The organism is Clostridiales bacterium FE2011 (assembly GCA_017569305.1).
Classification (GTDB): domain Bacteria; phylum Bacillota; class Clostridia; order Christensenellales; family Aristaeellaceae; genus Aristaeella.
The window spans coordinates 448,143-471,639 of sequence record CP069418.1 but is presented as its reverse complement, the minus strand read 5'-3'; the positions used below and the strand labels follow the sequence as shown (position 1 = coordinate 471,639).

Below are 23,497 nucleotides of genomic sequence, written 5' to 3'. Positions count from 1 at the left end.
AAAGGGGGCAATCTATTCCGCTGCGGGAACGGAATGGAGACGGTACTGAACCGGTGTTTCTTTACGGCAGATGACAATTGAAAAAGGAGGAATCATAAGCATGACCAGAGGGACAAAAGCATTCAGTGTTTTCCTTTGCGCACTGTTGACGGTTGTTTTTTGCTTTGCCTGCACGGGGGGACTGGCGGAGCAGGCCGGCGGTGATCTGCTGCTGGTGATTGACATGCAGAACGCCTATACGGCGGAAGGCCCCTGGACCTGCCCCAATATGGCCCGTGCAACGGAACAGATCATTGCCCTGATTGAATCCGGCCGGTTTTCGGAGGTCATTTTTACCCGTTTTGACGCGCCGCAGGATCCTGTCGGCACATGGAAGGACTATAACGTCATCAACCGGGAGGTCAATGAGGACGTATGGATGAATGAGATGGTTCCTGAACTGGCACCATACCTTACACAGTATCCCGTCTTCTCCAAGTCCACATATTCGTCCATGACTGTTCCGGAAATCCGGGAGGCAGCGGAGCAGTGCACCGCGCGCGGCGGCTCCGTTGTGCTGACGGGCGTGGTCAGCGAGTGCTGCGTCCTGTCCACCGCCTTTGAGGCAATCGACCTGGGCTGCCCGGTGGTTTATATCACAGACGCCTGCGCCGGCTGCAGTGATGACCTGGAGGCGGCGGTTGTCAGTGTGCTGGCAGGACTGGATTATGTGCAGACCACGATCCTGGATAGTGCCGCATATCTGGAAAAGGCGGCGGAATAAATCCTGGCCCCCTGTATGATGTTTCCTGCCGGAGCCGGCCTGTAAAGGCCGGTTCTTATTTATGGAAACAGGCAGAAAAAGGTTGACAGAAAATAAGTAATATGTTACATATAATCTAAACATGTAATATATTACATGCTTTAAAAAAAGAAGGTGAGAAGATCTTATGAATTATGATGAAGCGATGGGCATGGGCAAGGTGGAGTTCGGGCAGATGCCGCCGCAGGCGTTCCTGCTGGGTCTCCTGAGCGCCTTTGATAACCGGTACCAGGCTTCCGCGGACAGCTTTATGAAGGAGATCACCTGGAAACAGTTCTTTGCCATCATCTGCGTCAAGCTGTGTAAAGAGCCGCCCACGCTGAACGATCTGGCGGAGATCATGGGCAGCTCCCACCAGAACGTGAAGCAGATCCTGCTGAAGCTGGAGCGCAAGGGCTTTGTCTCCATGACAACGGACGGAAAGGACCGGCGGAAGCAGCGGGTTGTGCTGACGGATTATTGCCGGCAGTTCTGTGAGAAAAACGACGCGCCCAGCCAGGCAATCATCGGCCGCATCTTTGAAGGCATTGATGAAGACAAGCTGAAGACCACTATAGAGACCATCATGACCATGGAAAGGAATGTGAGCAAGCTATGAAAACAATCGTGATTTACACTTCCCAGACGGGCTTTACGAAGCGCTATGCCGAATGGATCGCGGAAAGAATGAACGCGGACATCCTGGACCTGAAGGAGGCGAAGAAGAAGCCGGACAGCTTCTTTGGCGGATATGACGCCATCGTCTACGGTGGATGGTGCATGGCAGGGAAAGTGGCGAAGTCCACCTGGTTTCTGGGGAAGGCTCCCGGCTGGAAGGGGAAGAAACTGGCTGTTTTCGCTGTCGGCTGCAGCCCGGACGGTACTCCGGAGGTGGCTGAATCCCTGAAACAGCTGCTGACGGATGAACAGCGGCAGTATATCAAAGCGTTCTACTGCCAGGGCGGTATCAATTATGAGCGGATGAGCTTCCCTTACAGGATGGCCATGAAGATGTTCGCCAATTCCCTGAAGAATAAGAAGAACGCGACAGCCAAGGATAAGGAAATGGGAGAATTCATTGCGCAGAACCATGACCTGGCGGATATCCGGTTCATTGAACCGATTATCGCTTACCTGGAAGCATAAGAAAATCCCGGCTTCGGAATGAAGCCGGGTATTTTACTGGCGGCGATCTGTCAGGGACAACTCAACGCAAAGATGGCATTCATGCAGGTACCGATGCATGAATGCCTTTATGTTCAAGAGGGAAGGCCTCCTTCTTACATGGAAAGGAGACTGCAGCGTCAGGCGCCGATCAGCTCGGACCGCTTGACCTTGAAGTAGTCGGCAATGTCGTCAATCAGCTCCTCATCCGGAACAGAAAACCCGTGTTCCCAGTTGGACACGGTGCCGCGCATCAGACCGAAGATTTCATCCAGCGCAGCTTCACTCAAATTGCGGGACTGCCTTAATTCCCTGATCTTCTCGGCAAACATTGATATACCTCCTGTCGTTGTTTGACTTTCTCTGATCATCTGAATAAAGCATAATTCTCTTTTGTGAAAACGCAGTGAACTGATTGTGAAATCAGTGAACATACTATATGAACGTATGGGAAGTCCGGATTCTTCCCGTGCAAAAGCATCAGGAACAGATATTCAGAGTAAAACGTTGAATCAATGATATCCCTGATAACAGGAAAAGGAGAAAGTATATGAAGCGTAATCTGTGGATGAGGATACTGACAGCCTGCCTGTGTGCGGTACTGATGGTCTGCTCTGCATATGCAGATACAATCGTGGATATAGGTAAGGAAGGCTATGAGAGACTGGTATGGTGGGATACGCTGCCGGACGGACGGCTGCTGTTTGCCGGAAACCGGTCAGCCAAAGAACAGGACGATCAGGACCAGGCATGGCTTGTATGCCTGAATCAGGACTGTACGGTAAGCTGGGAATACCTGGACGAGACTGTGGGAACGGTTGGCTTTTATCATGCACATGTACTGCCGGATGGAACCATCGGAGTATGGTTCTGGCAGACAGGAGAAAATGAAGATACCATCTCAAGGCAGTCGCTGAAATTTTTCACCCAGGACGGCAAACCGACCGGAAAGGAAGTAGTGCTGACCTCGGATGAATATGTGACCATCAATAATGTTACTCCCTCGTACCTGGTGAGGAATCACCAGACAGAGAAAGAAAGCTGGAGTGATATGATTGACTGGGATGGCAATGTGATTACCCGATTTGGCGGCGAGGGAGGTATGCACCATCCATACTGCATGATTGAGGAGGAAGACGGGCTGATTCTGTTCGGTTCCCGCTGGACAGATGAAACGAAAGATAATATCACGAGGACAGACTTACAGGGCAATGTGATCTGGAAGAAAACAATACCCAGTCCGTGGCAGGATGATATTGAGCCGGAGATTGATTGCCCTGTGAGGACAGAGGACAGCGGATATCTGATCGTACAATATAATGATATTAACCAGCCTGAAACAAACGGGAGGAGCATGCGAACGGCGATAACAAAACTCGATCGGGACGGAAATGTTATCTGGACAAAACCGGTGGATGAAGAAGAGTCCGTGTGGTTTTATGGAATGACGATGTATAATGGGAAAACTGTCTTGGTATATGAACAGCCCGCATATAACGGAACACAGCGGTACGTATGGAGATTCCACTGGTTTGATGAGAGTGGCAATGAACTGGGGAAGACAGAAATGATGCCGGATGATCTGCTGGCGTTTTTTGAAGACCCGGAACAGAAAAACCTTGTTATTGAAGGGATTCAGCTTGTGCCTATGAAGGACGAATTATGGGGGATCGCGTCTGTGTTCGAAGGAGAAGAATATGGTTACGCCACGAGGAATGACGTTCTCATAAAAGTGCCTGAAGTCTGATCTGTAAATAAACAATGAACAGGCCGCCGCATAAAACGTATGCGGCGGTTTTGCTTTCGGGCGGTATAACGTGATATGATGGGTGCAGCAATCAAAACGGAGGATCACAGATGGGAAACTGCGACTGGGGTTTCACCTTCGAGGCAATGAAGGTTTACCATGATACGGAGTGGGGTGTACCGGTGCATGACGACCGGAAAATGTTTGAGCACCTGATGATGGAAGCCATGCAGTGCGGCCTGTCCTGGTCCCTGATGCTGAAGAAGCGGGAGATCTTCCGCGCCTGTTTTGACGGGTTTGATTATGACAAAATCGCGGCCTATGACGAGGCGGACGTGGAACGCATCCTGAACACGGAGGGGATGATCCGCTCCCGCCAGAAGATTGAGGCGGTGATCAACAATGCCCGGTGCTTCCGGAAGATCCGGGCGGAACACGGCAGCTTCTGCGACTGGCTGTGGAAGCACACCGGCGGAAAGACGGTTCTGTACATCGGCCATGAAAGCAAGGGAATCCCGGCAAAGAACGGCCTGTCGGATGAGATTGCGAAGGAGCTGAAGAAATACGGCTTCAAGTATATGGGCAGCATAACGGTGTATGCCCACCTGCAGGCCTGCGGCATCGTGAACGATCATGATCAGAACTGCCCCTGCTATCAACGGATCAACGCGGCCAATCCTACCGTGCGGAAGCGCAGGGACCGGGAAGGATAAGATGGACGGAGGAAGCACGGATGAAAACACGGAAGTTTGCCCTGATTGCCTGTCTGCTGTGCGCGGTACTGCTGGCCCTGTTTTTTGTACTCCACGACAAGGGACGTGCTCCGTCTGCCGGCGAGGGAAGCTGCGGCAAAAATCTGTCCTGGAAGCTTGAACAGGGAACGCTGACCATTTCCGGAACCGGATCAATGGACAATTACAGCGAGGTCCATCGCACCAAATACGGCGGCCAGCCGGACAGCGCATCCATCGGTACAAACAGCCCCTGGGACCTGGAAGATATAAAACATGTTGTGGTTCGGGACGGGGTCACCTCCATCGGATACTGCGCTTTTTCCGGCCATCCGGAGCTGCTCAGCGTCCGGCTGCCGGATACGGTGACCCAGATCGGCACCCTGGCTTTTCATAACTGTGCCGCACTGAAAGACCTGAACCTGCCGGATTCGGTGGAGCGGATCGGAAAAGACGCGTTCCAGAACTGCCTTGACCTGAAAAGTGTTACGGTGGGCAGGGGAAGCTTTGCGGAACAGTATTGCAAGGAAAACGGCCTGGAATGCAGGTATGAGGAATGAAACCGCAGCGGAAGAATGGCGGGATAAAAGAACAACATATTATGATGCTCACGGCTCCATTACGAAAACGTAAGCTCTATTTCAGGAAGCACACAGGTGACCGGATCGTTGATTAAGCATCCGGAAAAACCGGATAAGAACTGATTGTGTTGAGGAGTTAATGGAATGAATAAACTTTGTCTTTTGCTGATGACCGCTGTACTCTGCTGCACAGCCTGCCTGGCTGGGGCTGAAAATGAAAAAACCATGCCCGAGGCCTATGAGCAGGTCCTGGACATGGTAAAGAAGGGCATGGCCGGGGATCCGGACACGCTGGAAAATGAGGATTTCAATTCGGTCATTTATCTGGAGAACCACTACAGCAATCAGAAAGTCGGCTGGGCGCTTGAGGACCTGGATGAAGACGGGGAAGACGAGCTGCTGATCGGCCGTACCGCTTATGATCCGGAAACAGACGTCCTCTGGATTTTTGACATCTGGACCATGGCGGAGGGCAAAGCCCAGCTGTTTGAGCGGGGCTGGGAACGCAACCGCATGTACCTGACGGCGGAGGGCGGCAAAAAATGCTACGGCCTGTATTTCGAAGGCGCCAACAGCGCGTTTGAGAGCATTTTTGAGCACTGCCTCATCCGCGGCCTGGAGAAGAGTGAACAGGAAACCATTATCTGCTTCACCGATATCGATACGGATACCGTCACCTGGACGCTGAATGACGCGGAGATCGAAGAGGCGGAGGCCCTGAAGAAGATCGACGAATGGAGGAACATCATCTGCCCCGTGGAGATGACGGCGCTGGAATAATCAGATGACAGCCAGCTGCTCTTCGGGCAGTTTGGCAATCAATGAAAGCAGGCTGAGTATTTCACTTTTCAGATCGGTGCCGAGGGCATACCTGAAATAGCATAATACCGGCCATTGGGCAATCATGACAATCCAGGCATACCATACGAGGGCCTGCCTTTCCAGATCATCAGCCTGATAGATCCGGAGCATGGCGCTCATTTGCTCCCGATAGGAAAGAAGCGCTTTATTCAGCCGGAGACTTGCAGTCTCCGGTTCTTTGTTTTCCTCATCGTAATCGAAGCCTGCCAGATTGACCAGCTGATTAACAATGACTTCTGTTCCGGCCAGGTTGAAGTCGATAAATCCGGCAAAATGCTGATCCGCGTCGATCAGGATATTGGAGAAGTTCTCATCACCCTGGAAGACGCATTTCGGCAGCTCTCTGTATACGGATTTCAGCTTGCTCCGGATATCCTCATGCCGTGCCTGCAGCTTCTCCGCGAGAGCATCTTGCTTCAGATCCTTCAGGAGACTGATCAGCGTGTTGAAGTTCTCCTGCTTTTCATCAATGCCGCCGGGAAGGTCAAAAGGGGACAGGTCAAAAAGACTGTACATACCCATAACGGGCGACAGATCTGCGTTTTTGTTTCTTTGTGCAAAGCGGGCAACGGAAGCCTGTATCTCATGCACAAGCTCCGGCTTGTTCTTTATATCCTCGCTGCCGGCAAGCGGCATGTCGATATATTCGGTCAGATAGCATTTCATTCCGTTCCAGGAATGCAGGTAGTTTCCAAAAGGATCAGCCAGGAAACGGGGACAGCAGATACCGGATTCCAGATATCTCTGCACCAGCCGGGACAGGTCATCCAGTCTTGATTCCGTCATATCCGGTGCGACACAGAAACGGAGCACCCACTTGTTTCCGATGATATAATTCAACCGGATATCAGAAGGGCTCCGCGTAGTATCGATCAGTCGTATTGCCCCTGTACAGGATATACCGTAATCCCTGAGGATCGGGATAATATCCGCACGCCGGGGAACCGGAACCCCTTCCGGGAACCGGTCGCCTGTCTGAAAAGAATCTTGAGGATAGTTCATATTACATTGCCTTCAGGATGCTCTTACGTTCATACATATGCCGGTCTGCCCGCTCAAACACACGGCGGTAACTGTTGTCCTGGCCGGGCCGGAACTCCGCCAGGCCGCTGGCAACCACGGCATTGCCGCAATGAACGTTCATCTCCACATGGGTTTCAAAGGCTGACATCAGGATTGACCGGTTCCGGTAGTCTTCTCCCTCCAGCAGGGCCACAAACTCGTCGCCGCCGATGCGGTATACGGGGCTGTGCTGGAACTGCCTGCAGATCATTTTGCACGCTTCCTGGATGTACCGGTCTCCGGCCTCATGGCCCAGGGTGTCGTTTACCTGCTTCAGGCCGTTCATATCAAAGACAACCACGCCGAATTCCCGGATGCTTCCGTCGGCGATCCGCTCATCCAGGTGCTTTTCTGTTTCAACGTAGGCATGGGTATTCTTCACACCGGTCAGGGAGTCGGTATAGGCCAGGTGCCGGGCGGAGCCCAGCTCCATCTTCTGGCGCTGCTCGCGAGCCAGTATTTCCTCCAGCTCCTTGCGGCGGTCTTCCTTCATATCGCCCACAACAAAGGTGTGCAGGATGCAGACGCTCAGCAGACAGCCCATGGAATACATGGGAAGCAGGGGATAAAGCACCTGAAGCACAACCATCACGGTCATCGTGACCCCAAAGGATCCGATGGCTTTGTAGTGGCGTTTGATGGCTTTTTCAGCTTTCCGGGAAACGACGAAAACATAGATGGCGGTGGCAATAAACAGCAGTACCTGGAGTCCCAGCAGGATGTACCGCATCATGCCCGCGTGGTAGTTGCCCGCGGGGTCAAACCAGAACATCAGGGGGGCGAAGATATTGAGGAACAGGACCAGGCCCACCAGTACCAGGAACATCCATCCGGCGATGGAAAGGAACTGCATGAGCTTGCCGTTCAGCTTCAGGTAAAGGAACACATACCGGGTCCACATGAACACGGTGGCGGCCATGGCAACAAAATACAGCACGGTGTCCGCCGTTGTAAGCGCAACAAGACGGGCGTCATAGAAGACGCCCCACAGGATATCTGCTATATAGAACAGCGCCACGGCCAGAATCAGTCCGCGGTATGCGTCCGCGGCAGGGGTACCTTTCCGGTAGTGGGCGTTTCGTATAACGTCGTAGTTGACGATTACGTGTACCAGCAGGGCCAGCAGGCCGGTCGTCGAGTAGGTCATTCAAGCAACTTCCTGAAAATTTATTCAAAAGTTCCAGCCAATCGCCGGACCTGAAAATGATCCGAAGAAAACGATTGCATGGAAACTGTCAGAATCGGTTTATCATTTGTGCCGGATATTACATCTATAACCGGTACACTTTCTGACATGGCGGTATTATACCATATCAGGCGCAAATCCAAAAGCCTAATGTACAGACATTTCAACGGTTTCAGGCATTTTTTACAGAATTGTAAAAACCTGCGGAGCACAACTGAACACCGCAGGTTTGGTTTGCTTTTGATCCTGTCCAAAGATTATGTCCGGAACACATACTGCTCCAGCCGGCCGAAGGCCTCCTGCACTTTGTACAGGGGCAGGGCCAGGTTCATCCGGATACACCAGGGACCGTTGAACAGCCAGCCGGGCTGCCAGGCGACGCCCACATCGGTTCCCTGAACCAGCAGCTCATCAATGGTCAGGTTATGGGCCTTGCACCATTCCTCGCAGTCCAGGAAGAGCATATAGGTGCCTTCCGGCTTCATGACGGAGACGCCCGGGAAGTGATCCCGGATAAAGTTACAGGCAAAGTTGATGTTGCCGCTCAGGGTTTCGCGGAGCTCATCCACCCATTCTTCGCCTTCCGGACCGTAGGCACCGATGAGTGCGTGCATGGAAAGTACGTTCATGTTGTTGTAATCGCTCATGGTGGACGCCTTGCCCTGGCGATCCCGGAGCCAGTCGTTATAGATGATGTGGTAGCTGCCTACCAGTCCGGCCAGGTTGAAGGTTTTGGACGGGGCGTAGAAGGCGGCGGTGTGGTTCCGGGCATATTCGGAGACGGACTGAACCGGCATGTGCTTATGCCCGTTGAGGGTCAGGTCAGACCAGATTTCGTCTGAAATCACCCACACGTCATGCTTTTCAAAGATCTCCATGGCTTTCCGGATCTCCTCCGGTTCCCAGACCCGGCCGCAGGGATTGTGGGGGCTGCAGAAGATGGCCGCGTGAATTTTGTTTTCCACAATCTTCTTTTCCATGTCCTCGTAGTCCATCCGCCAGACGCCGTCCGCGTCCCTGACCAGTGGGTTGTGAACGAGATGGTAGCCATTATAATGCAGGGCATGGGTGAAGCCGATGTAATGGGGCGTCTGGATCAGTACGTTGTCTCCGCGGGAGCACAGCACATTCAGGGTGGAGAGCACTCCGCCCAGCACGCCGTTTTCATAGCCGATGTGTTTCTTTTCCAGGCCGGTAACGCCGTTGCGCTTTTCCTGCCAGCGGATGATGGACTGGTAATACTGATCTGAGATATTGAAGTATCCGAAGGCCGGGTGCTGTACCCGGCGGATAATCTCTTCCTGAATCGCGGGACAGGTGGCAAAGTTCATATCCGCCACCCACATGGGGATGGCGTCAAAGCCTTCCTTCGGCGCACCGGGCGCCCCTTCATGTCCGATGTCATCCAGGGCAATGGCATTTGTTCCGCGGCGGTCGGGAAGGGTGGTAAAATCGTATTTCATGTGAGGCCTCCCAAATAAGAGATGACAGTATTATAGCATAGAGTAAGGGTGTAAATGAAATAAATCAGCTTCGCTGATTTGTGAAATATTTGACTTCCGTCAAATATGAAATATTGAGCCGCAAACGGCTCAATGTGAAATATTCGGGCTTACGCCCGGATATGAGAGTAAGTTGTTTCCTGATTCTGTAAAAGAAAAACCGCCCGCGCGAAGCGGACGGTGAAGATCATACGTTCTCTTTCATTTTCCGGTTCAGGTCGTTGACGCCTTTGCGCATGCGGTTGTACTCAATAATCCAGATGGCCGCGTAGATGGCCAGGAAGATGCCGATGTAGGTCAGGAAGCCGCCAAGGCTGTGCTTCATCCACTGCATGAAATAGGCGATCGGCAGGGTGATCAGGGCGACCACCAGCAGGTGAACCACGGTCATCTTCGTCAGGCTCCAGTCTGTTTCCCAGATGACGGTCGCGCCGGCGAAGACCGCGCCGTACAGCAGGGAGCAGATAAACTGGATCAGTACGGCGTTGATTTCGGAACCGCAGTCCTCAATCAACGCGGGGACAACCGCATAGTAATGTCCGTCTCCCTTGCACAGGGAAATGATAATGGTAATCACGGTGCTGATCAGCAGTCCGATGGGCATGCCGATCAGGGCGCGCCGCAGCGCTTTATTCCAGAGCTGTTTATTCATATGCCCAATACCTCCTTGATTTTTGACACATAACGTCTTGAAACGTAGGTTTTGCTTCCGTCAGCCAGTATGACGCAGATTGTGCCGGTAAAGCTCAGGTCAAAGCTCCTGACCTTTTTCAGGTTGATGATTTCCGAGTTGGAAATCCGCACAAAGCGCGAGGACTTCAGCCGCTCCTCGGCTTCGTAAAGGCGAAGCCGAAGCGTGTATTCACCCGTGGGAAGCACGGCGTATACCTTGCCGTTCGCGGCGTAAATCCTGAGGATATCCTTTTCGTCCAGAACGGTGACGGTGTCCTCACGGAAACCGGCGATCATCTTTGGCTCGGATTCGGACAATGCCTGTACCAGGGCATTGACTTCCTCCGTGAGCTCATTTGCCATGACAATCACCTTTGGTTCTGTGACCGATGGATCGATTCTGACTTCAACCTGCACTTTTCTGGCTCCTTTCTCCCGGGTGATTGCATTATATGGGAAAGGGGAAAGGTTTTCCACTGTTTTGCGACAAGTGGTCGAAAAAGAAACATAAACGGATGAAATATCGCTTCGCGATGTGAAATATATGACTTCGTCAAATGTGAAATATTGAGCCTGCGGCTCAATGTGAAATATCCGTGCTTACGCCCGGATGTGAAAGTATGTTTTGCCTTGCCTCTGTAAGGGGATGGGTGATATGATACTGAAAGACAGAAAGACAATCAAAAGAATATACAGGAGGATTCGACGATGATGTATGCGCTGATCCCGGTATGCCTGTGCCTGATGGTATTGTTCCTGATGAAGGAAAGTAAGAAGGAATATGTTCCGGCGGTAATCCTGAAGGGCCTGGCATCCGCCTGCTTTGTGATTCTGGGTTTCCTGCTTTCCAACGGGTCGAAAACCGCACAGCTGATCACAACCGGCCTGCTGCTGGGCGCCATTGCGGACGTGTTGCTGAATCTCCGTCTGGTCTTTCCTGAAAAAGGACAGCCCATCTTCCTGATCGGCATCCTGGTATTCCTCAGCGGGCATATCCTGTACCTGGTCGCGGTGATGAGGGGCGCGGCGCACTGGTGGATCTGCGTGATCGCCGGGGTCATCCTCACAGCCCTGCTGATGACGTGGATTTTCAAGCAGATCACGGCAAAGAAGGCGTTCAAGATCTTCGGCGTGGTCTATATCGGCGCCATTGTGCTGCTGAACTGCGTAGCCATCGGGAACCTGATTGTTTCGCCGTCGGCCTTCAATGCTGTGTTCGCGGCCGGGGCCATCCTGTTCCTGCTCAGCGATATTGTCCTCATCCTGAATACCTTCGGCAAGGAAACGAAGCAGAGCCTGCGGGTAACAAACATCAGCCTGTATTATGCCGGGCAGATCCTGATTGCCCTGAGCCTGATGTTTTTGAAGTGAGAAACGGCAGCAGGAATGTATTTCCTGCTGTTTTTTATTGGGAAGAAATGGATGCTGTATCCCGTTTCAATAAACGGAGGTGGCTGACGATGAAAACCACAAAACAGAAACGTCTCTTTATGCTTGTGCCGGTATGGCTGCTGCTCTTTGGACTGCTTCTGTGGGCAGGGACGGCGTTGGCCGGCTCGAACCCGTTGCATGTGGCGGTGAAGAAAGGGAACGGGATCTCCGTGTATACGGCTTCTTCAGGATCAACAAAGGCCGGAATCCTGTACAACGGATATGACAACGAACTGTCCCTGGATCAGACCAACGGGAGATATGAATGCTATCTGACCGGCAATTATTCGGTGTGGATCGATCTGAAAAAATCCTCCCAGATTCCGGAACCGGAATGGCACGACGGAATGGACAACGATCAATGGGATGCAGACTATGCTGAATGGGAAAAAAATCTGCCCTGCGATATCTTTCTGGCGGAAATCATCGAAGACGATTCGCCTGTTTACAGTACACCACAGAACAAACATGTATTGGTCCGCCATGCGAAAGGCACCCTGGTCAGGGTATGCGGTGAATTTGGAAACGATTACCTGGTGGAAGCCTATTCTGCGGGCTTTGTGGCGAAAAACGCGGTACGCAAAGTTTCTGACCTGACGACGGAACAGCGCGATTTCCCGTTTATCTATGACAAACTCCCGGTTCAGACAGTTTATGCTTCCGAAAAAGAGCCGGTATACTTTACGACCTCGGCGAATGGATACAATGAACAGTCCACTTATTATGGATATACAGAAAATACGGAAGTGACTGTTCTGCGGGACCTGGGAGACTGGGTACAGCTGGAGTATGGGATGTTTGTGGAAAAACGCTTCCTGGATCCGGAAGGAGCACATTCCTATCCGACAGCCTGGGTGAAATGCGAAGGCGTGCTGGACCGGCTGAACGTCCGGTACTCCGCGGACAAGGACGCGGTTTCCCACGCGAAACTCTGTTCCGGCATACCGGTACATGTGATCTCCCAGAGCGACCAGTGGGCGGTGATCTTTTTCACCGGTCCTAACGGCGGATACAGGCTAACCGGCTGTGTTATGAAAGAGTATCTGTCCTTTGACGGTAAAAATATAGAGCAGAGCGGCATCACCCAGGTGCGTCTGAAGCAGGACCTGGGCGGGGACGAGAGGGGCGTCCGCTTTTATGAAGATGGAGAATACGCGGGGCTGCCAGCGGGAACGCTGCTGAATGTATTCGGCGTTGTGCCTCCCATGAGCAGCCATTCGGACACGACCGAAATCTATCTGTGCGAGACGGAGGACGGCCGTTATATCGAGATCTGGAAAAGCGGTGTGCTGGAGCCTGTGAATACGGAAACAGGCATCTTTGCCAAGGTCAGCTCCGCGGTCCGGATGCGGACGGAACCCGATCCGGAAGCCAAGGTGCTGTACCAGGTGAAGGCGAAGACGAAGGTGGAGGTCCTCCTGCGCGGGGAGATCTGGACAATCGTGAAATATAAGGGCGAAATCGGTTATATGATGAGCCGTTACCTGAGCTTCCCGTAAGGCGTTTTCCGGATCAGGAAGAAAAAGGCGGTTTCAATCGTTAAGTTGACAGGACTTCCTGTCAGCTTTTTTCGTGTGACAATTTTTATGAATAAGGAGAGCGTATATGAGAGAGAAGAAGCTCTTAATCGCCGTGATTGCGTTATGTGCACTGATCATCATCGGCTGGGTTTACGTCGGCGTCATTGCGCCCTATATCTCGTGCCGCCGGGCAGAAAGGGCCATCGAGGCCGTTAAGCTGCCGGAAGATACGCAGGTTTTTCTCAAAACACGGGCGGAGCAGTCGGAAGTAAACTGGGAGCATGTGCGGGGTGAAAAGGTGGTTTTCTGCGAAAACGGAACGGAATATGTCCGGCTGTTTGTTGAGGAAAACAATGATCCGGAAAAACTGAAATATATCCGTGTATGGTCGATGGATACCCCGGACGATATGAGCATCTATGCATACGACCGCATGGGATCGAATCCTGTGGACAAAGAAACACAGAAAAAGATGCTGTTTGACGGGATGGACAAATACGTCAAGATCCTCTACCAGTATCCATACTGATTCTCAAAGCTGACAGATTATCCTGTCAGCTTTTTCCTTTTACTTGACAGATAATAAAAAGGGGATTATGATATTTCCCGCAATATATCAAAATGATATATTGCGGGAGGAGTTTTATTGTCATGAGACAGAAAGTACGCAGAACCATTCTCTTTATCGCATTCCTGCTTTTCCCGGTCACGATCTGGTATTTTTCCCCTGCGCTGATTATCCAGGCCGCGTCTGAACATATTATGAACGGCAGCTTCTTTGTGTCTATGGCCATGCTGGCTGCGTCCCTGTTCCTGGGCCGCGCCTGGTGCGGCTGGCTCTGCCCGGCCGGCGGCATGCAGGAGTGCCTGATTCGCTGCAATGACAAGCCGGCAAAACAGGGCTGGCGCAATCATATCAAGTATGTCATCTGGGTCATCTGGATCACCCTGGTGATCGTAACCTTCATCCTCGGAAAGAACAAGGTCACTGTTGATTTCTTTTACCAGACGGATCACGGTATCTCCGTCACGGAAATCCATAACTATGTGGTATACTACGGAGTGCTGATGATTCTTGTGCTGCCCGGCCTGATCCACGGCAGGAGAGGCGCCTGCCATTACCTGTGCTGGATGGCGCCCTTCATGGTCATCGGCAGCACTGTCGGCCGTTTCCTGCATCTGCCCCAGCTGCATATTGAGGCGGACAGGATGCAGTGCGTTTCCTGCGGAAAGTGCAGCAAGGCCTGCCCGATGGGTCTGGACGTGAAAGCAATGACAGAAAAAGGAATCAACGCAAAGTGCACCGAATGCATACAGTGCGGTGCCTGCGTGGATGAATGCCCGAAGAAGGCGCTGAAATACCGGATGAGCTGGAGGCGGTAAACGATATGCCGAAGGACAGGAAGATCGATATGGTGATTCTGGGCCTGCTGGCCCATGAAGACATGACGGGATATGACATCAAAAAGCGGATTGACCATGAGATCAGCTTCTTCTGGAAGGGCAGCTACGGGAGTATTTATCCTGCCCTGAGCGGCATGCTGGCGGCCGGGCAGGTGGAGAAAACCGGGGCGTCTTCCGGCTCCGGCCGGGAAAAGATCCTGTACCGGATTACCGCCGCGGGCAGGGAGACGCTGGAAAACTGGCTGAAGGATTCCAAAGCTGACAATGACCTGAAGTATGAAACCCTGGTCAAGCTCTTTTTCGGCCGGTCTGCCGGGAAGGAAGTCACCATCAGGAATATTGAGATCTTTGAAAAACAGGTAGAGAAGGACCTGGCTGCCCTGCAGTTTTTCCGGAAAAACCTGGAGCAGGTGTTGCAGGAAGAGGACCATTTGTACTATTATCTGACTGTGCTCTTCGGTATTGAAACATATGAAGCGTATCTGAAATGGTGTGTGAAAGCAAAAAAGCTTTTAATGTAAAGAAAAGGAAAGGTGAAGGGGAAATGTTCCTGGCCGTTGTCTCGGCTCCATGCAGGGTTTGAGGGACTGTATGGAGGAATAATATAAGCCTCAGACTTTGCTTCTAAAAAAGAAAAAGAAAAAATAGGAGCAAAGGAAAAATGAAATTCGATAAAATCAAATCTTTTGGAAAAGGTTTAAAAGACTTTCTGATTCTGTGGAGTACACAGAGTCTGTCTCAGCTTGGCAGTGCCATGACTTCGTTTGCACTGACCCTGTGGCTTTATGAAACCACCGGATCGGCCTTGAAGACGGCGGCGCTGACCATCTGCTCATATGCGCCTTACGTCATTATGAGCATTTTTGCGGGTGCCCTGACGGACAAGTTTGACAAGAAGAAAACCATGCTCGTCTGCGACCTGCTGGCGGCGCTGTGCACCGTTACGGTGCTGGTGCTGTATCTGACTGACAATCTTGCCGTGTGGCACCTTTACGCAATCAACGCCTTCTCGGGCCTGATGAACACGGTGCAGCAGCCGGCCTCGGAAGTGGCCACCACCCTGCTGATCCCGAAGGAACAGTATCAGCGGGCCAGCGGGCTGCATTCCATGTCCAGGTCCATGATCTCCGTCCTGAATCCGCTGTTCGCGACGGCCCTGTACGGAATGGCCGGATTGAAGCTGGTGATTGCGGTGGACCTGGCTACCTTTGCGATCGCGTTCCTGACGCTGCTCTTCCTGATCCGGATACCGGAGGTGCCGGTGACGCAGAAAGAGCGGATGTCGGTGCTGGTGAAGGAGGGCGTCGCATATCTGAAGCGTACGCCCATGATCCTGACCATGATCCTGTTCATGTCCGGCGTCAACCTGGTGGCGTCCGCCTTTGACGCAACCCTGCCCGGCTACGTGATCCCGAATCCCCGGGGCGGCACATCCATGCTGGGGATTGTAACCGCCTTTTCAGGGATCGCCATGATCCTTGGAAGCCTGCTGGTCTCGGTCCTTCCCAGACCGAAAAACCGCATGCGGGTGGTCTATGTGACGATGCTGATCTCCCTGAGCGTGGAGAACTTCCTGCTGGCTTTCTGCCGGATTCCGTGGATCTGGTGCCTGAGCCAGGTGGTCGGCTGGATCCTTGTTCCGGTGATGAGCGCAAACTATGATGTGATCTTCCGGAGCACCGTGCCGGTGGAACTGCAGGGGCGGGTATACGCCTGCCGGAACTCGCTGCAGTTCTTTACCATCCCCATCGGGATGCTGCTGGGCGGATGGATGGTGGACAGCGTCTTTGAACCCTTCATGGCAAGATGCGAAACCGTGGAGCCCCTGACATTCCTCTTTGGATCGGGAAAAGGCTCCGGCGCCGCAGTGGTCATGTTTGTGCTGGGCGTGGCGGGAACGATCCACTGCCTTGTCTGGGGTCACCGGATGAAACAATTCCACTACAGCGACAAATAAAAAGCAGCGGCAGGAGTGAACGCTCCTGCCGCTTTTTACTGTGCTCAGCAGATCCGCCGGGTGTTGAGTACGCTGTTGACCGCCCAGCCCATGCAGCGGGCCTGGTGCAGCAACTCTTCGCTCTCGTTCCGGGTGTAGCTCCAGCGGGTTTCGGAACCGGCCTGGAGACGGCTGCGGAGGAAGGCACCGATTTTTGCCATGAGGTTGGAGATACTGCTCCGGCGGGCATTCCTGCGGCTTCCTTCGAGTCCCATCATCTTCACAGTGTTGTTGCTCATCGTAGTCATGGCCATCATCATCGTTTCCTCCGTTCGCTTGATCTGATATCATGATAAACGGCTTGACATGGAGATTGAACACCCAGTTCGTATAAAATGAAAAATGATTTTTCTACAAAACGTAGAATAGGCGGCGCAAATGTGACAGTAAAGCTGTCCCTTTGTCACATGTGTATTGTGGAATGCTATTATTTACACCATTGTTACATGATGGTGATGACACTGAAACACGGTACCTGATACAATGGAAACTGCAGGAAGGGAAGGTGACAGCAGTGAGTGAGAACAGGGGCAGAAGCAATTTCGCCCTCATGGACGAAATGGAAGAAAATGAGATGCTGGAAAGCCGCGGGACAGGATATATCGAGCGTTGGACAAAGCCCCGGGCATATCAGGGCCGCGTATATGAGCTGCTGCGCAAGGTGGGGCTGACGCCGATGCTGGCGATGGGACTGGTCATGCTGATCCCGTGCCTGTTTCTTCCGCCGGTCTTCCTTGCGGCCTTCGGCTTCGGCGGGGTGCTCCTCGTGTTTGGAATATTTGAAAAGATCATCCTTGACAGGTCTGAGAAAAGGAAGAAATAATGAATTTTCCTCCTGAACATAAAAAGATCCGGCAGCAGATGCCGGATCGTTTTTTTGTATAACCGGAACGGAGTTTACCTCCGGACCGTTTTTTCGAAAAGCTTTCTCAGTCCCATGGGATACAGCAGCAGGATGGCAACCACCGCGCCAAAGCCGGCCTGGAGGATCTCAAAGGGAAGCTTCAGGATGGCGTATTCGGGTGTGGAGTAGACATAGGCCCGGCCCAGGGTATAGCCGATGGTCATGATGATCGCCCCGACGGTGACGCCGATGACGGAGGAAGCGGCCTGCTTTCCGAACAGCACCTTACGGGAGATCAGGGAGACCACCACGGCCTGCAGGCCATGGGTAACCAGGGAGACAAACATGGGCGCCGGATAGAAGAAGAAATCGCCCAGAAAGGAGCCGACGCCGCCGACCAGGAACGCGGCGAAGGGATCCAGCAGCACAGCGGCCGTGTTGATCACCACGTCGCAGAAATACAGGTGGCCGCCCGGCACCGGGATACTGAAAATGCTCAGGGAAAGAATAATGTTCATGCCCATAAAGAGGGCGGTCATGGTCAGCCAGATCAGGGAGCCCCTGCGGATGGAATAAGCTGCGGTCGTCATGTTAAGTACCTCCTTCAACCTTGCTCGTGTTGGTGAGGAGTATAGACGGAAAGTGGCACTATGAAAAGTGCCAGAATCACACAAAAACATAAGACCAGATTTAAAACAGAACAGTATAAAAAACCCGTCTCCATAACTTGCTGGAGACGGGTTAAAAGTGCGTTGTTCAGTTTCAACTGATGCACTCTACCTTGATGGTATTGGTGTTTCCGGGATCGCCGTTGATCTGGCCGCCGGTCAGCACCACGTTGTCGCCGGGTTCCAGGGTGAAGATTTCCCGGGCAATCTTCAGATCCTGCCAGAACATGACGTCCATGGAGGAGTAGCTCTCCGTCAGCACCGGGGTGACGCCCCAGGACAGGTTCAGCTTCCGCCAGACCCGCTCATTGGTGGTGGTGCCGATGATATCCACCGGGCAGCGGAAACGGGAAACCATGCGGGCCGTACGGCCGGAGATGGAGTTGACCACGATGGCCTTGGCCTTCACGTCCACGGCCATGGAGCAGATCGCGTGGGAAACGGAGTCCAGGTTGCTGTTGATGGAGAACTCCATGGTGCGGAAGCGCTTGGCATAGTTGATACCTGCTTCGGTGAACTGGGCCGTTTCGGCCATGGTCTGCACCGCCTGGACAGGGAACTTGCCCGCGGCGGTTTCGCCGCTGAGCATGATGGCGGAAGATCCGTCATACACGGCGTTGGCCACGTCGGAGATTTCGGCGCGGGTGGGACGGGGATTCTGGATCATGCTTTCCAGCATTTCCGTGGCGGTGATTACCCGCTTGCCCAGCATGCGGCACTTGCTGATCAGGTACTTCTGCAGGGCGGGAACTTCCATGAAGGGGATTTCCACGCCCAGGTCACCGCGGGCCACCATGATGCCGTCCGCGACCTCGCAGATTTCCTCCACGTTGTCCACGCCGCTGCGGTTTTCAATCTTGGCGATGATGTCGATGTCCTTGCCGCCGTTGGCATTCAGCAGGTCACGCATGGCCTGCACGTCGGACTTGGAGGACACGAAGGAGGCGGCGACGAAGTCCACGCCGTTTTCAATGCCGAAGAGCAGGTCCTTCTTGTCCTGCTCGGACAGGAAATCCTGCTTCAGCACCTTGCCGGGGAAATTCATGCTCTTCCGGTCAGACAGGACGCCGCCGTTCTGCACGCGGCAGATGACGTCGTTGCCCTTGACCTCTTCCACCTTCATGATGACCAGTCCGTTGTTGATCAGCACGGTGTCTCCGGGGAACAGTTCATTCGTCAGGTTGGCGTAGGTCACGGCAACCCGCGTTTCATCTCCCAGGATATCCTCCGTGGTCAGGGTGAACAGATCTCCATCATGGAGCGTCACGGGACCGTTCGCGAAGGTTTTGATTCTGTATTCCGGTCCCTTTGTGTCCAGCATGATGGCGATGGGCAGGTTCAGCTTTTCCCGCACAGAGCGGATCAGCTGAATGCGCCGCAGGTGCTCCTCATAGGATCCGTGGGAAAAGTTCAGCCGGGCAACGTTCATGCCCGCCTGACACATAGCGGTGAGGGTTTCTTCATTCTCACTCGCCGGGCCGATGGTACAGATGATTTTGGTTTTTCTAAGCATGATATTCCTCCAGGATAAAGTCAAAAACAGAAAACAGTATCTGCGGTACTGCAGATACTGTTATTATAGTTGTTTTATTCGTTACAGGCAACTGTGAAAAATGTTTCAAAACAAGCCATTAATTACAATTCACAATTCATAATTCATAATTCAGAATTAGTTTTATTCTACGCAGAAGGATGCTCCTGTTACTTGAAGGTTTACATCTCCAGAGGAGGCCACAATGTGGCCTTGGTCAGGATGACAGGGAAGACATGTAGAATCATTCTACAATTATGAATTATGAATTAAACGGACACTGGATAACCAGTGTCCGTTCGCTTACCATTTAGGCCAGATTATCTCATGCCCTTCCGCCACGCAGATCCCGTCTTCCCGGGCAAGCTTAACGGTGAAGGATTCATCCTTCTTTCCGCAGATCTCCCGTACGGGATCGCCGCCTTCGTTTTCCGTTTCAATGACGAGGTATTCGGCCACGGGACGGGGAGAGAAGGTTTCCGGAACGCTGAGGGGATCATACTCATCAGAGCGGATCAGCTCGTGGTCAGCGTTGTACTGGTAAATGCTGACTTTCACAGGCTTGTCAGCCAGCAGCATTTTGACTTCCACGCGCATGGAGCGGGTGAAGGTTTTTATTCCTTCCGTCCAGCTCAGGTCCTGCGTTTTGTGGGTGGATACGGAAGAACAGAGCCCCAGGCTCGGCGCCATGCCGGAGGCAGTCCTGACGGCATAGACGTCGCCGTCCGCGGTCTGGTAGATTGGATTGAAAAAGAACAGGTAGTCGTCTTTTCCGCGAGCCAGGTAGAGGGTGCCGGTGAGGCTTTCTTCGGTGATGTTATCATCTGTCTGTGAATGATAAACCTGAACGTCTGATACACCACCGTCTGATATGGTGGTTGAGCTGTTCACGCCGTCTTCACCCGTAGTGTCGGCAAGCATGAACGGGATTCCGTCAATGCCTTCAAAAACGTAATTCACGTCCAGATAGGGTTCCTCTTCACCGTCCACCTCGATGGTACCCTGCTTTTCAACCCGGGTGGCCGGGTAGTGGTAATCGTCCGCCTGATCCAGGCTGTCACGGGTGATCAGGAAGCCGATGAGCCGGTCACTGTTTTTCACCTGGATGCCGGTGGACAGGTTCACCACGCCGGTTATGCCCAGGATAAAGGCTGCCGCCAGGATGCAGCAGGCAAGGATAATGATATATTTCTTAGTCTTCATCGTCGTCCTCCAGAACTCCGTCAAACTTCAGGATATCACCAACGTCACACTGCAGGTAATAGCAGATCTTGTTGATCGTACCGAAACGGATACCCTTTGCCTTTCCACTGCGCAGAATGGACAGATTGGCCTCCGTGATTCCGATCAGCCCGCACAGCTCTTTGGAAGTCATGCCGCGGGCTTTCAGCACGTCTTCCAGACATACCCGGATTGCCATAGGACGCCTCCCTCCGGTCAGATAAACAGGCTGTTGCCATCCCGCAGCTGTTTGTTTTCAATCAGCAGGCGGGACAGCAGCAGGATCACAAGGACAAAGAACAGATCCGTGACAGGCAGGTTTACTTCCGTGCTGACATTGGACAGCTGCGGCAGCAGAAGAACCTGCGCGATGTACAGCAGGGCGGTAAGCCCGCTGGTAACAGCCAGGGTGATACAGCTCAGGCGGCTGAGCTTTCCGGCAGCCTCTGTAAGGCCTTCCTGCTCTTCTGTGGCGGCTGTTTCCAGCAGGGCCAGCATGCGCAGGGCAACCAGGATATCCAGCACCAGGGGGACAATCACTGCAATCAGGCTCAGCAGGCCATGGATGAAGCCAGCCGTACTCATTTCGGTTCCCGCGGGCGTCAGGATACTGACAAACAGGTTAATGACAAGCTGCGCGGTGAAGTAGATGCACAGCGCGCACAGGATATTCCGCAGGTAGCGGAAGAGCTGCTCCCGGTTACCGTTCCGGAACAGGCGGATCAGCCTGAGCACAACGAACAGGATGAGCACTGTCCAGACGGAAGTGGAGAGGAAAACCCGGAGCGCACGCTCGTAGCTTTCAATACCGCCCGGGATCTTGCCGTAGAACATGCCGGGATTCAGGATGCCGTAGAGCGCCACCGGCAGGATAAGGGCCAGCACGAACAGGGCAATCCTTTCCGCCAGGGTTTCCCGGCCGCCGGGATAACGCAGGGCAAAGAAAAGCGGGATCAGGGCTGAAAGCGCGATCAGCAGCATTGCAACCCCGTTGCCGACGGTGCCGGTAAGGGAGAGGGATCTCATTCCCAGGGCAATCTGTTCCAGTGGGAAGGAGAGCAGGGAGGAAAAGAGCGTCGGAATCATCAGCGTCAGCAGGGACAATGCGGCCAGCAGAATCCCTTCCGCGATCAGTACCCGGATCAGCGTTTTCCGTTTCAAAGAGATCACCCCGTTTGATGAATTATTGTTTTACGATAATCATAATATCATAAAATTATCGTTTGTCAATAATTTTCAAAACAAGTTTTGTGATTTTTTTGGGATTAAGGCAATGCCGGAAAAATAACGCTGTTTATTTTTCGGATGTGGTTCTGTATTCATCTGCCGAAATCGGGCACAATAATAGCAAAGAATGGAACATCCTGACAGATGGAAGGAGGGGAACAGGATGCGTAAAGGACTTTGGGATACCTATAATGCCGGGCAGGACGAGGAAAGGCTCAGAACAGCCAGGTGCCCGGAATGCGGCAGTGACAAAATCATTGAAGGCGATCTTATGGCGACCGCCGGCGTAGCTTTTGTTCCTGCCATCCAGGAGACGGTGGTTCCCCGGGGCTGCGGGGTGCGGGCGCTGGCCTGCCGGAAGTGCGGGGCGGTGTTCGGGCTGCGGCTGAAAGATAAAAAGCATCTGATCGTTGAAGAATCAAAAAGCTGACAGGATAATCCTGTCAGCCTGGGTTGGCATTATTACAGCGCCCGGAGGGATGCTTTCAGTTCATCAAGATCCTGCAGGGCGGATTGAATAAATTGCTGCTGTTCATCTCCTGAAGTGATCCTGGACAGGACGATTTCCCGGGAGGAATAGAGGGAGGGCAGGGATTCTGCGATATTCCTTGCCTCCTGCCGGCGGTCCAATTCCATCAGGCAATAGCACTTGGACATTTTTGCCTGTACTGTTCTTCCGGTTTCTCCGCAGTCCAGGAAGATAGTCCTGTCTGCCCAGGAGATGGCTTCCTCCAGCAGGCGGGTGCGGTCTGCACCGGTGCATTCCAAGGCGTACTGACGGGCTGTCCAGCTCATCAGGTGGTTCACGGAAACGGATAACTTCCACTGGTTCATGGAGGCTTTCAGCCGGGTGTAGGCTTCGGCTTTTTTCCCGGCTTCAGCCAGGGCGCGGATTTCCTTGCCGAGATTCCGGACGTCCTGCAGGCGCTGCGCGGCGTCATGCATCAGCAGGGAATCCACTGACACCTGGAAATAGTCCGCCAGCAGGGGCAGGAGGGAAATATCCGGCATGGAGGCGCCGTTCTCCCACTTGCTCACGGTCTGTGCGGATACATTGAGGCATTCGGCCAGGGCTTCCTGGGTCAGGTTTTTCTCCTTCCGGAGCTTTCTGAGATTGCTGCCAAAGTTCATGGTCAGCTCCTTTCCGGCAAGCGGTTTGCTGCCTGCCTTCGCGTTGTTCCCCTGCAGGATACCCTGTGAGCCGGGAAAACAGAATACAGCGTCTCGCAACCTGTCTCCACCGGCAGTTGAATTATAACACTGAGCTGAAAGAGATGAACACACATAAAAACGAGAAAACGACATTCCTGTAAAGATGTGTTTGCATAATTTGCAATGTTGGTATAGAATAATGACAGAAGTCAAGTA

28 protein-coding genes are annotated in these 23,497 nt (G+C 52.9%); 15 read left to right on the top strand and 13 right to left on the bottom strand.

Features of this window, described 5'->3' with window-relative positions; all coding sequences use genetic code 11:
- Positions 1 to 100 precede the first annotated feature (100 nt).
- The 3 genes from JRC49_02175 (at position 101) to JRC49_02165 (ending at position 1,927) form a co-directional block, all read left to right on the top strand.
- Positions 101 to 763, top strand: coding sequence for a cysteine hydrolase (locus tag JRC49_02175; protein ID QTE71659.1), 663 nt, complete (start codon positions 101 to 103; stop codon positions 761 to 763).
- A gap of 166 nt (positions 764 to 929) precedes the next feature.
- A complete protein-coding gene (locus JRC49_02170; GenBank protein QTE71658.1) occupies positions 930 to 1,400 on the top strand; it encodes a MarR family transcriptional regulator in 471 nt (156 codons plus the stop codon).
- Positions 1,397 to 1,927 carry a flavodoxin gene (locus JRC49_02165; GenBank protein QTE71657.1) on the top strand — a complete coding sequence of 177 codons (531 nt, stop codon included), beginning with the start codon at positions 1,397 to 1,399 and terminating at the stop codon, positions 1,925 to 1,927. The genes JRC49_02170 and JRC49_02165 overlap by 4 nt, the downstream gene beginning before the upstream one ends.
- 158 nt (positions 1,928 to 2,085) lie before the next feature.
- Here JRC49_02165 and JRC49_02160 read toward each other — a convergent pair whose 3' ends face one another.
- Entirely contained in the window at positions 2,086 to 2,277 is a 192-nt protein-coding gene (locus JRC49_02160; protein ID QTE71656.1) for a helix-turn-helix transcriptional regulator, read from the bottom strand.
- Positions 2,278 to 2,495: 218 nt separating this feature from the next.
- On the opposite strand from JRC49_02160, the gene JRC49_02155 reads away from it, so the two are divergent.
- The 4 genes from JRC49_02155 to JRC49_02140 all read left to right on the top strand — a co-directional run bounded on the left by JRC49_02155 (position 2,496) and on the right by JRC49_02140 (position 5,784).
- On the top strand, positions 2,496 to 3,692 hold the full coding sequence (locus JRC49_02155) for a hypothetical protein (protein ID QTE71655.1): 1,197 nt from the start codon (positions 2,496 to 2,498) through the stop codon (positions 3,690 to 3,692).
- 146 nt (positions 3,693 to 3,838) lie between these two features.
- Entirely contained in the window at positions 3,839 to 4,405 is a 567-nt protein-coding gene (locus tag JRC49_02150; protein ID QTE72769.1) for a DNA-3-methyladenine glycosylase I, read from the top strand.
- A 20-nt stretch (positions 4,406 to 4,425) separates the two neighbouring features.
- Positions 4,426 to 4,983 carry a leucine-rich repeat domain-containing protein gene (locus tag JRC49_02145; protein QTE71654.1) on the top strand — a complete coding sequence of 186 codons (558 nt, stop codon included), beginning with the start codon at positions 4,426 to 4,428 and terminating at the stop codon, positions 4,981 to 4,983.
- 165 nt (positions 4,984 to 5,148) lie between these two features.
- Positions 5,149 to 5,784 (top strand): hypothetical protein, encoded by a 636-nt coding sequence (locus JRC49_02140; GenBank protein QTE71653.1) that lies wholly within the window; start codon positions 5,149 to 5,151, stop codon positions 5,782 to 5,784.
- On the opposite strand, the gene JRC49_02135 is transcribed toward JRC49_02140, so the two are convergent.
- From JRC49_02135 to JRC49_02115, 5 genes are all read right to left on the bottom strand, one after another.
- On the bottom strand, positions 5,785 to 6,867 hold the full coding sequence (locus JRC49_02135; protein ID QTE71652.1) for a phosphotransferase: 1,083 nt from the start codon (positions 6,865 to 6,867) through the stop codon (positions 5,785 to 5,787). It lies immediately after the preceding gene.
- 1 nt (position 6,868) lies between these two features.
- A complete protein-coding gene (locus tag JRC49_02130) occupies positions 6,869 to 8,074 on the bottom strand; it encodes a GGDEF domain-containing protein (protein QTE71651.1) in 1,206 nt (401 codons plus the stop codon).
- A 296-nt stretch (positions 8,075 to 8,370) separates the two neighbouring features.
- A complete protein-coding gene (locus JRC49_02125) occupies positions 8,371 to 9,576 on the bottom strand; it encodes an aminotransferase class I/II-fold pyridoxal phosphate-dependent enzyme (protein QTE71650.1) in 1,206 nt (401 codons plus the stop codon).
- Positions 9,577 to 9,802: 226 nt separating this feature from the next.
- Complete coding sequence (locus tag JRC49_02120; protein ID QTE71649.1) at positions 9,803 to 10,267, bottom strand: DUF3021 domain-containing protein; 465 nt, start codon at positions 10,265 to 10,267, stop codon at positions 9,803 to 9,805.
- Positions 10,264 to 10,704 carry a LytTR family transcriptional regulator gene (locus JRC49_02115; protein QTE71648.1) on the bottom strand — a complete coding sequence of 147 codons (441 nt, stop codon included), beginning with the start codon at positions 10,702 to 10,704 and terminating at the stop codon, positions 10,264 to 10,266. The genes JRC49_02120 and JRC49_02115 overlap by 4 nt, the downstream gene beginning before the upstream one ends.
- A 291-nt stretch (positions 10,705 to 10,995) precedes the next feature.
- Between JRC49_02115 and JRC49_02110 the strand changes: the two genes are divergently transcribed.
- The 6 genes from JRC49_02110 (at position 10,996) to JRC49_02085 (ending at position 16,599) form a co-directional block, all read left to right on the top strand.
- Positions 10,996 to 11,658 (top strand): lysoplasmalogenase, encoded by a 663-nt coding sequence (locus JRC49_02110; GenBank protein ID QTE71647.1) that lies wholly within the window; start codon positions 10,996 to 10,998, stop codon positions 11,656 to 11,658.
- A gap of 89 nt (positions 11,659 to 11,747) precedes the next feature.
- The gene (locus JRC49_02105; protein QTE71646.1) at positions 11,748 to 13,217 is read left to right on the top strand and encodes an SH3 domain-containing protein; all 1,470 of its coding nucleotides are present in this window, start codon (positions 11,748 to 11,750) and stop codon (positions 13,215 to 13,217) included.
- Between the two features lie 106 nt (positions 13,218 to 13,323).
- A complete protein-coding gene (locus JRC49_02100; GenBank protein ID QTE71645.1) occupies positions 13,324 to 13,767 on the top strand; it encodes a hypothetical protein in 444 nt (147 codons plus the stop codon).
- A gap of 92 nt (positions 13,768 to 13,859) precedes the next feature.
- Entirely contained in the window at positions 13,860 to 14,621 is a 762-nt protein-coding gene (locus tag JRC49_02095; GenBank protein QTE71644.1) for a 4Fe-4S dicluster domain-containing protein, read from the top strand.
- Positions 14,622 to 14,626: 5 nt separating this feature from the next.
- The gene (locus tag JRC49_02090; GenBank protein QTE72768.1) at positions 14,627 to 15,163 is read left to right on the top strand and encodes a PadR family transcriptional regulator; all 537 of its coding nucleotides are present in this window, start codon (positions 14,627 to 14,629) and stop codon (positions 15,161 to 15,163) included.
- A 140-nt stretch (positions 15,164 to 15,303) separates the two neighbouring features.
- Positions 15,304 to 16,599, top strand: coding sequence for an MFS transporter (locus tag JRC49_02085; protein ID QTE71643.1), 1,296 nt, complete (start codon positions 15,304 to 15,306; stop codon positions 16,597 to 16,599).
- Between the two features lie 44 nt (positions 16,600 to 16,643).
- On the opposite strand, the gene JRC49_02080 is transcribed toward JRC49_02085, so the two are convergent.
- The gene (locus tag JRC49_02080) at positions 16,644 to 16,895 is read right to left on the bottom strand and encodes a hypothetical protein (protein QTE71642.1); all 252 of its coding nucleotides are present in this window, start codon (positions 16,893 to 16,895) and stop codon (positions 16,644 to 16,646) included.
- A 257-nt stretch (positions 16,896 to 17,152) separates the two neighbouring features.
- Between JRC49_02080 and JRC49_02075 the strand changes: the two genes are divergently transcribed.
- Entirely contained in the window at positions 17,153 to 17,461 is a 309-nt protein-coding gene (locus JRC49_02075; protein ID QTE71641.1) for a hypothetical protein, read from the top strand.
- A gap of 74 nt (positions 17,462 to 17,535) precedes the next feature.
- Here JRC49_02075 and JRC49_02070 read toward each other — a convergent pair whose 3' ends face one another.
- The 5 genes from JRC49_02070 to JRC49_02050 all read right to left on the bottom strand — a co-directional run bounded on the left by JRC49_02070 (position 17,536) and on the right by JRC49_02050 (position 22,063).
- Entirely contained in the window at positions 17,536 to 18,072 is a 537-nt protein-coding gene (locus JRC49_02070; protein QTE71640.1) for an ECF transporter S component, read from the bottom strand.
- Between the two features lie 172 nt (positions 18,073 to 18,244).
- On the bottom strand, positions 18,245 to 19,663 hold the full coding sequence (gene pyk, locus JRC49_02065) for a pyruvate kinase (protein ID QTE71639.1): 1,419 nt from the start codon (positions 19,661 to 19,663) through the stop codon (positions 18,245 to 18,247).
- Between the two features lie 321 nt (positions 19,664 to 19,984).
- Complete coding sequence (locus tag JRC49_02060) at positions 19,985 to 20,884, bottom strand: hypothetical protein (GenBank protein QTE71638.1); 900 nt, start codon at positions 20,882 to 20,884, stop codon at positions 19,985 to 19,987.
- On the bottom strand, positions 20,874 to 21,101 hold the full coding sequence (locus JRC49_02055) for a helix-turn-helix domain-containing protein (GenBank protein ID QTE71637.1): 228 nt from the start codon (positions 21,099 to 21,101) through the stop codon (positions 20,874 to 20,876). Before JRC49_02055 ends, JRC49_02060 begins: the two co-directional genes overlap by 11 nt.
- Before the next feature lie 17 nt (positions 21,102 to 21,118).
- Complete coding sequence (locus tag JRC49_02050) at positions 21,119 to 22,063, bottom strand: hypothetical protein (protein QTE71636.1); 945 nt, start codon at positions 22,061 to 22,063, stop codon at positions 21,119 to 21,121.
- A 229-nt stretch (positions 22,064 to 22,292) separates the two neighbouring features.
- Here JRC49_02050 and JRC49_02045 point away from each other — a divergent pair, with 229 nt between their 5' ends.
- On the top strand, positions 22,293 to 22,559 hold the full coding sequence (locus tag JRC49_02045) for a hypothetical protein (protein QTE71635.1): 267 nt from the start codon (positions 22,293 to 22,295) through the stop codon (positions 22,557 to 22,559).
- Between the two features lie 32 nt (positions 22,560 to 22,591).
- Here JRC49_02045 and JRC49_02040 read toward each other — a convergent pair whose 3' ends face one another.
- Positions 22,592 to 23,359: a helix-turn-helix transcriptional regulator gene (locus JRC49_02040; GenBank protein QTE71634.1), complete on the bottom strand. Its 768-nt coding sequence runs from the start codon at positions 23,357 to 23,359 to the stop codon at positions 22,592 to 22,594.
- Between the last annotated feature and the right edge of the window lie 138 nt (positions 23,360 to 23,497).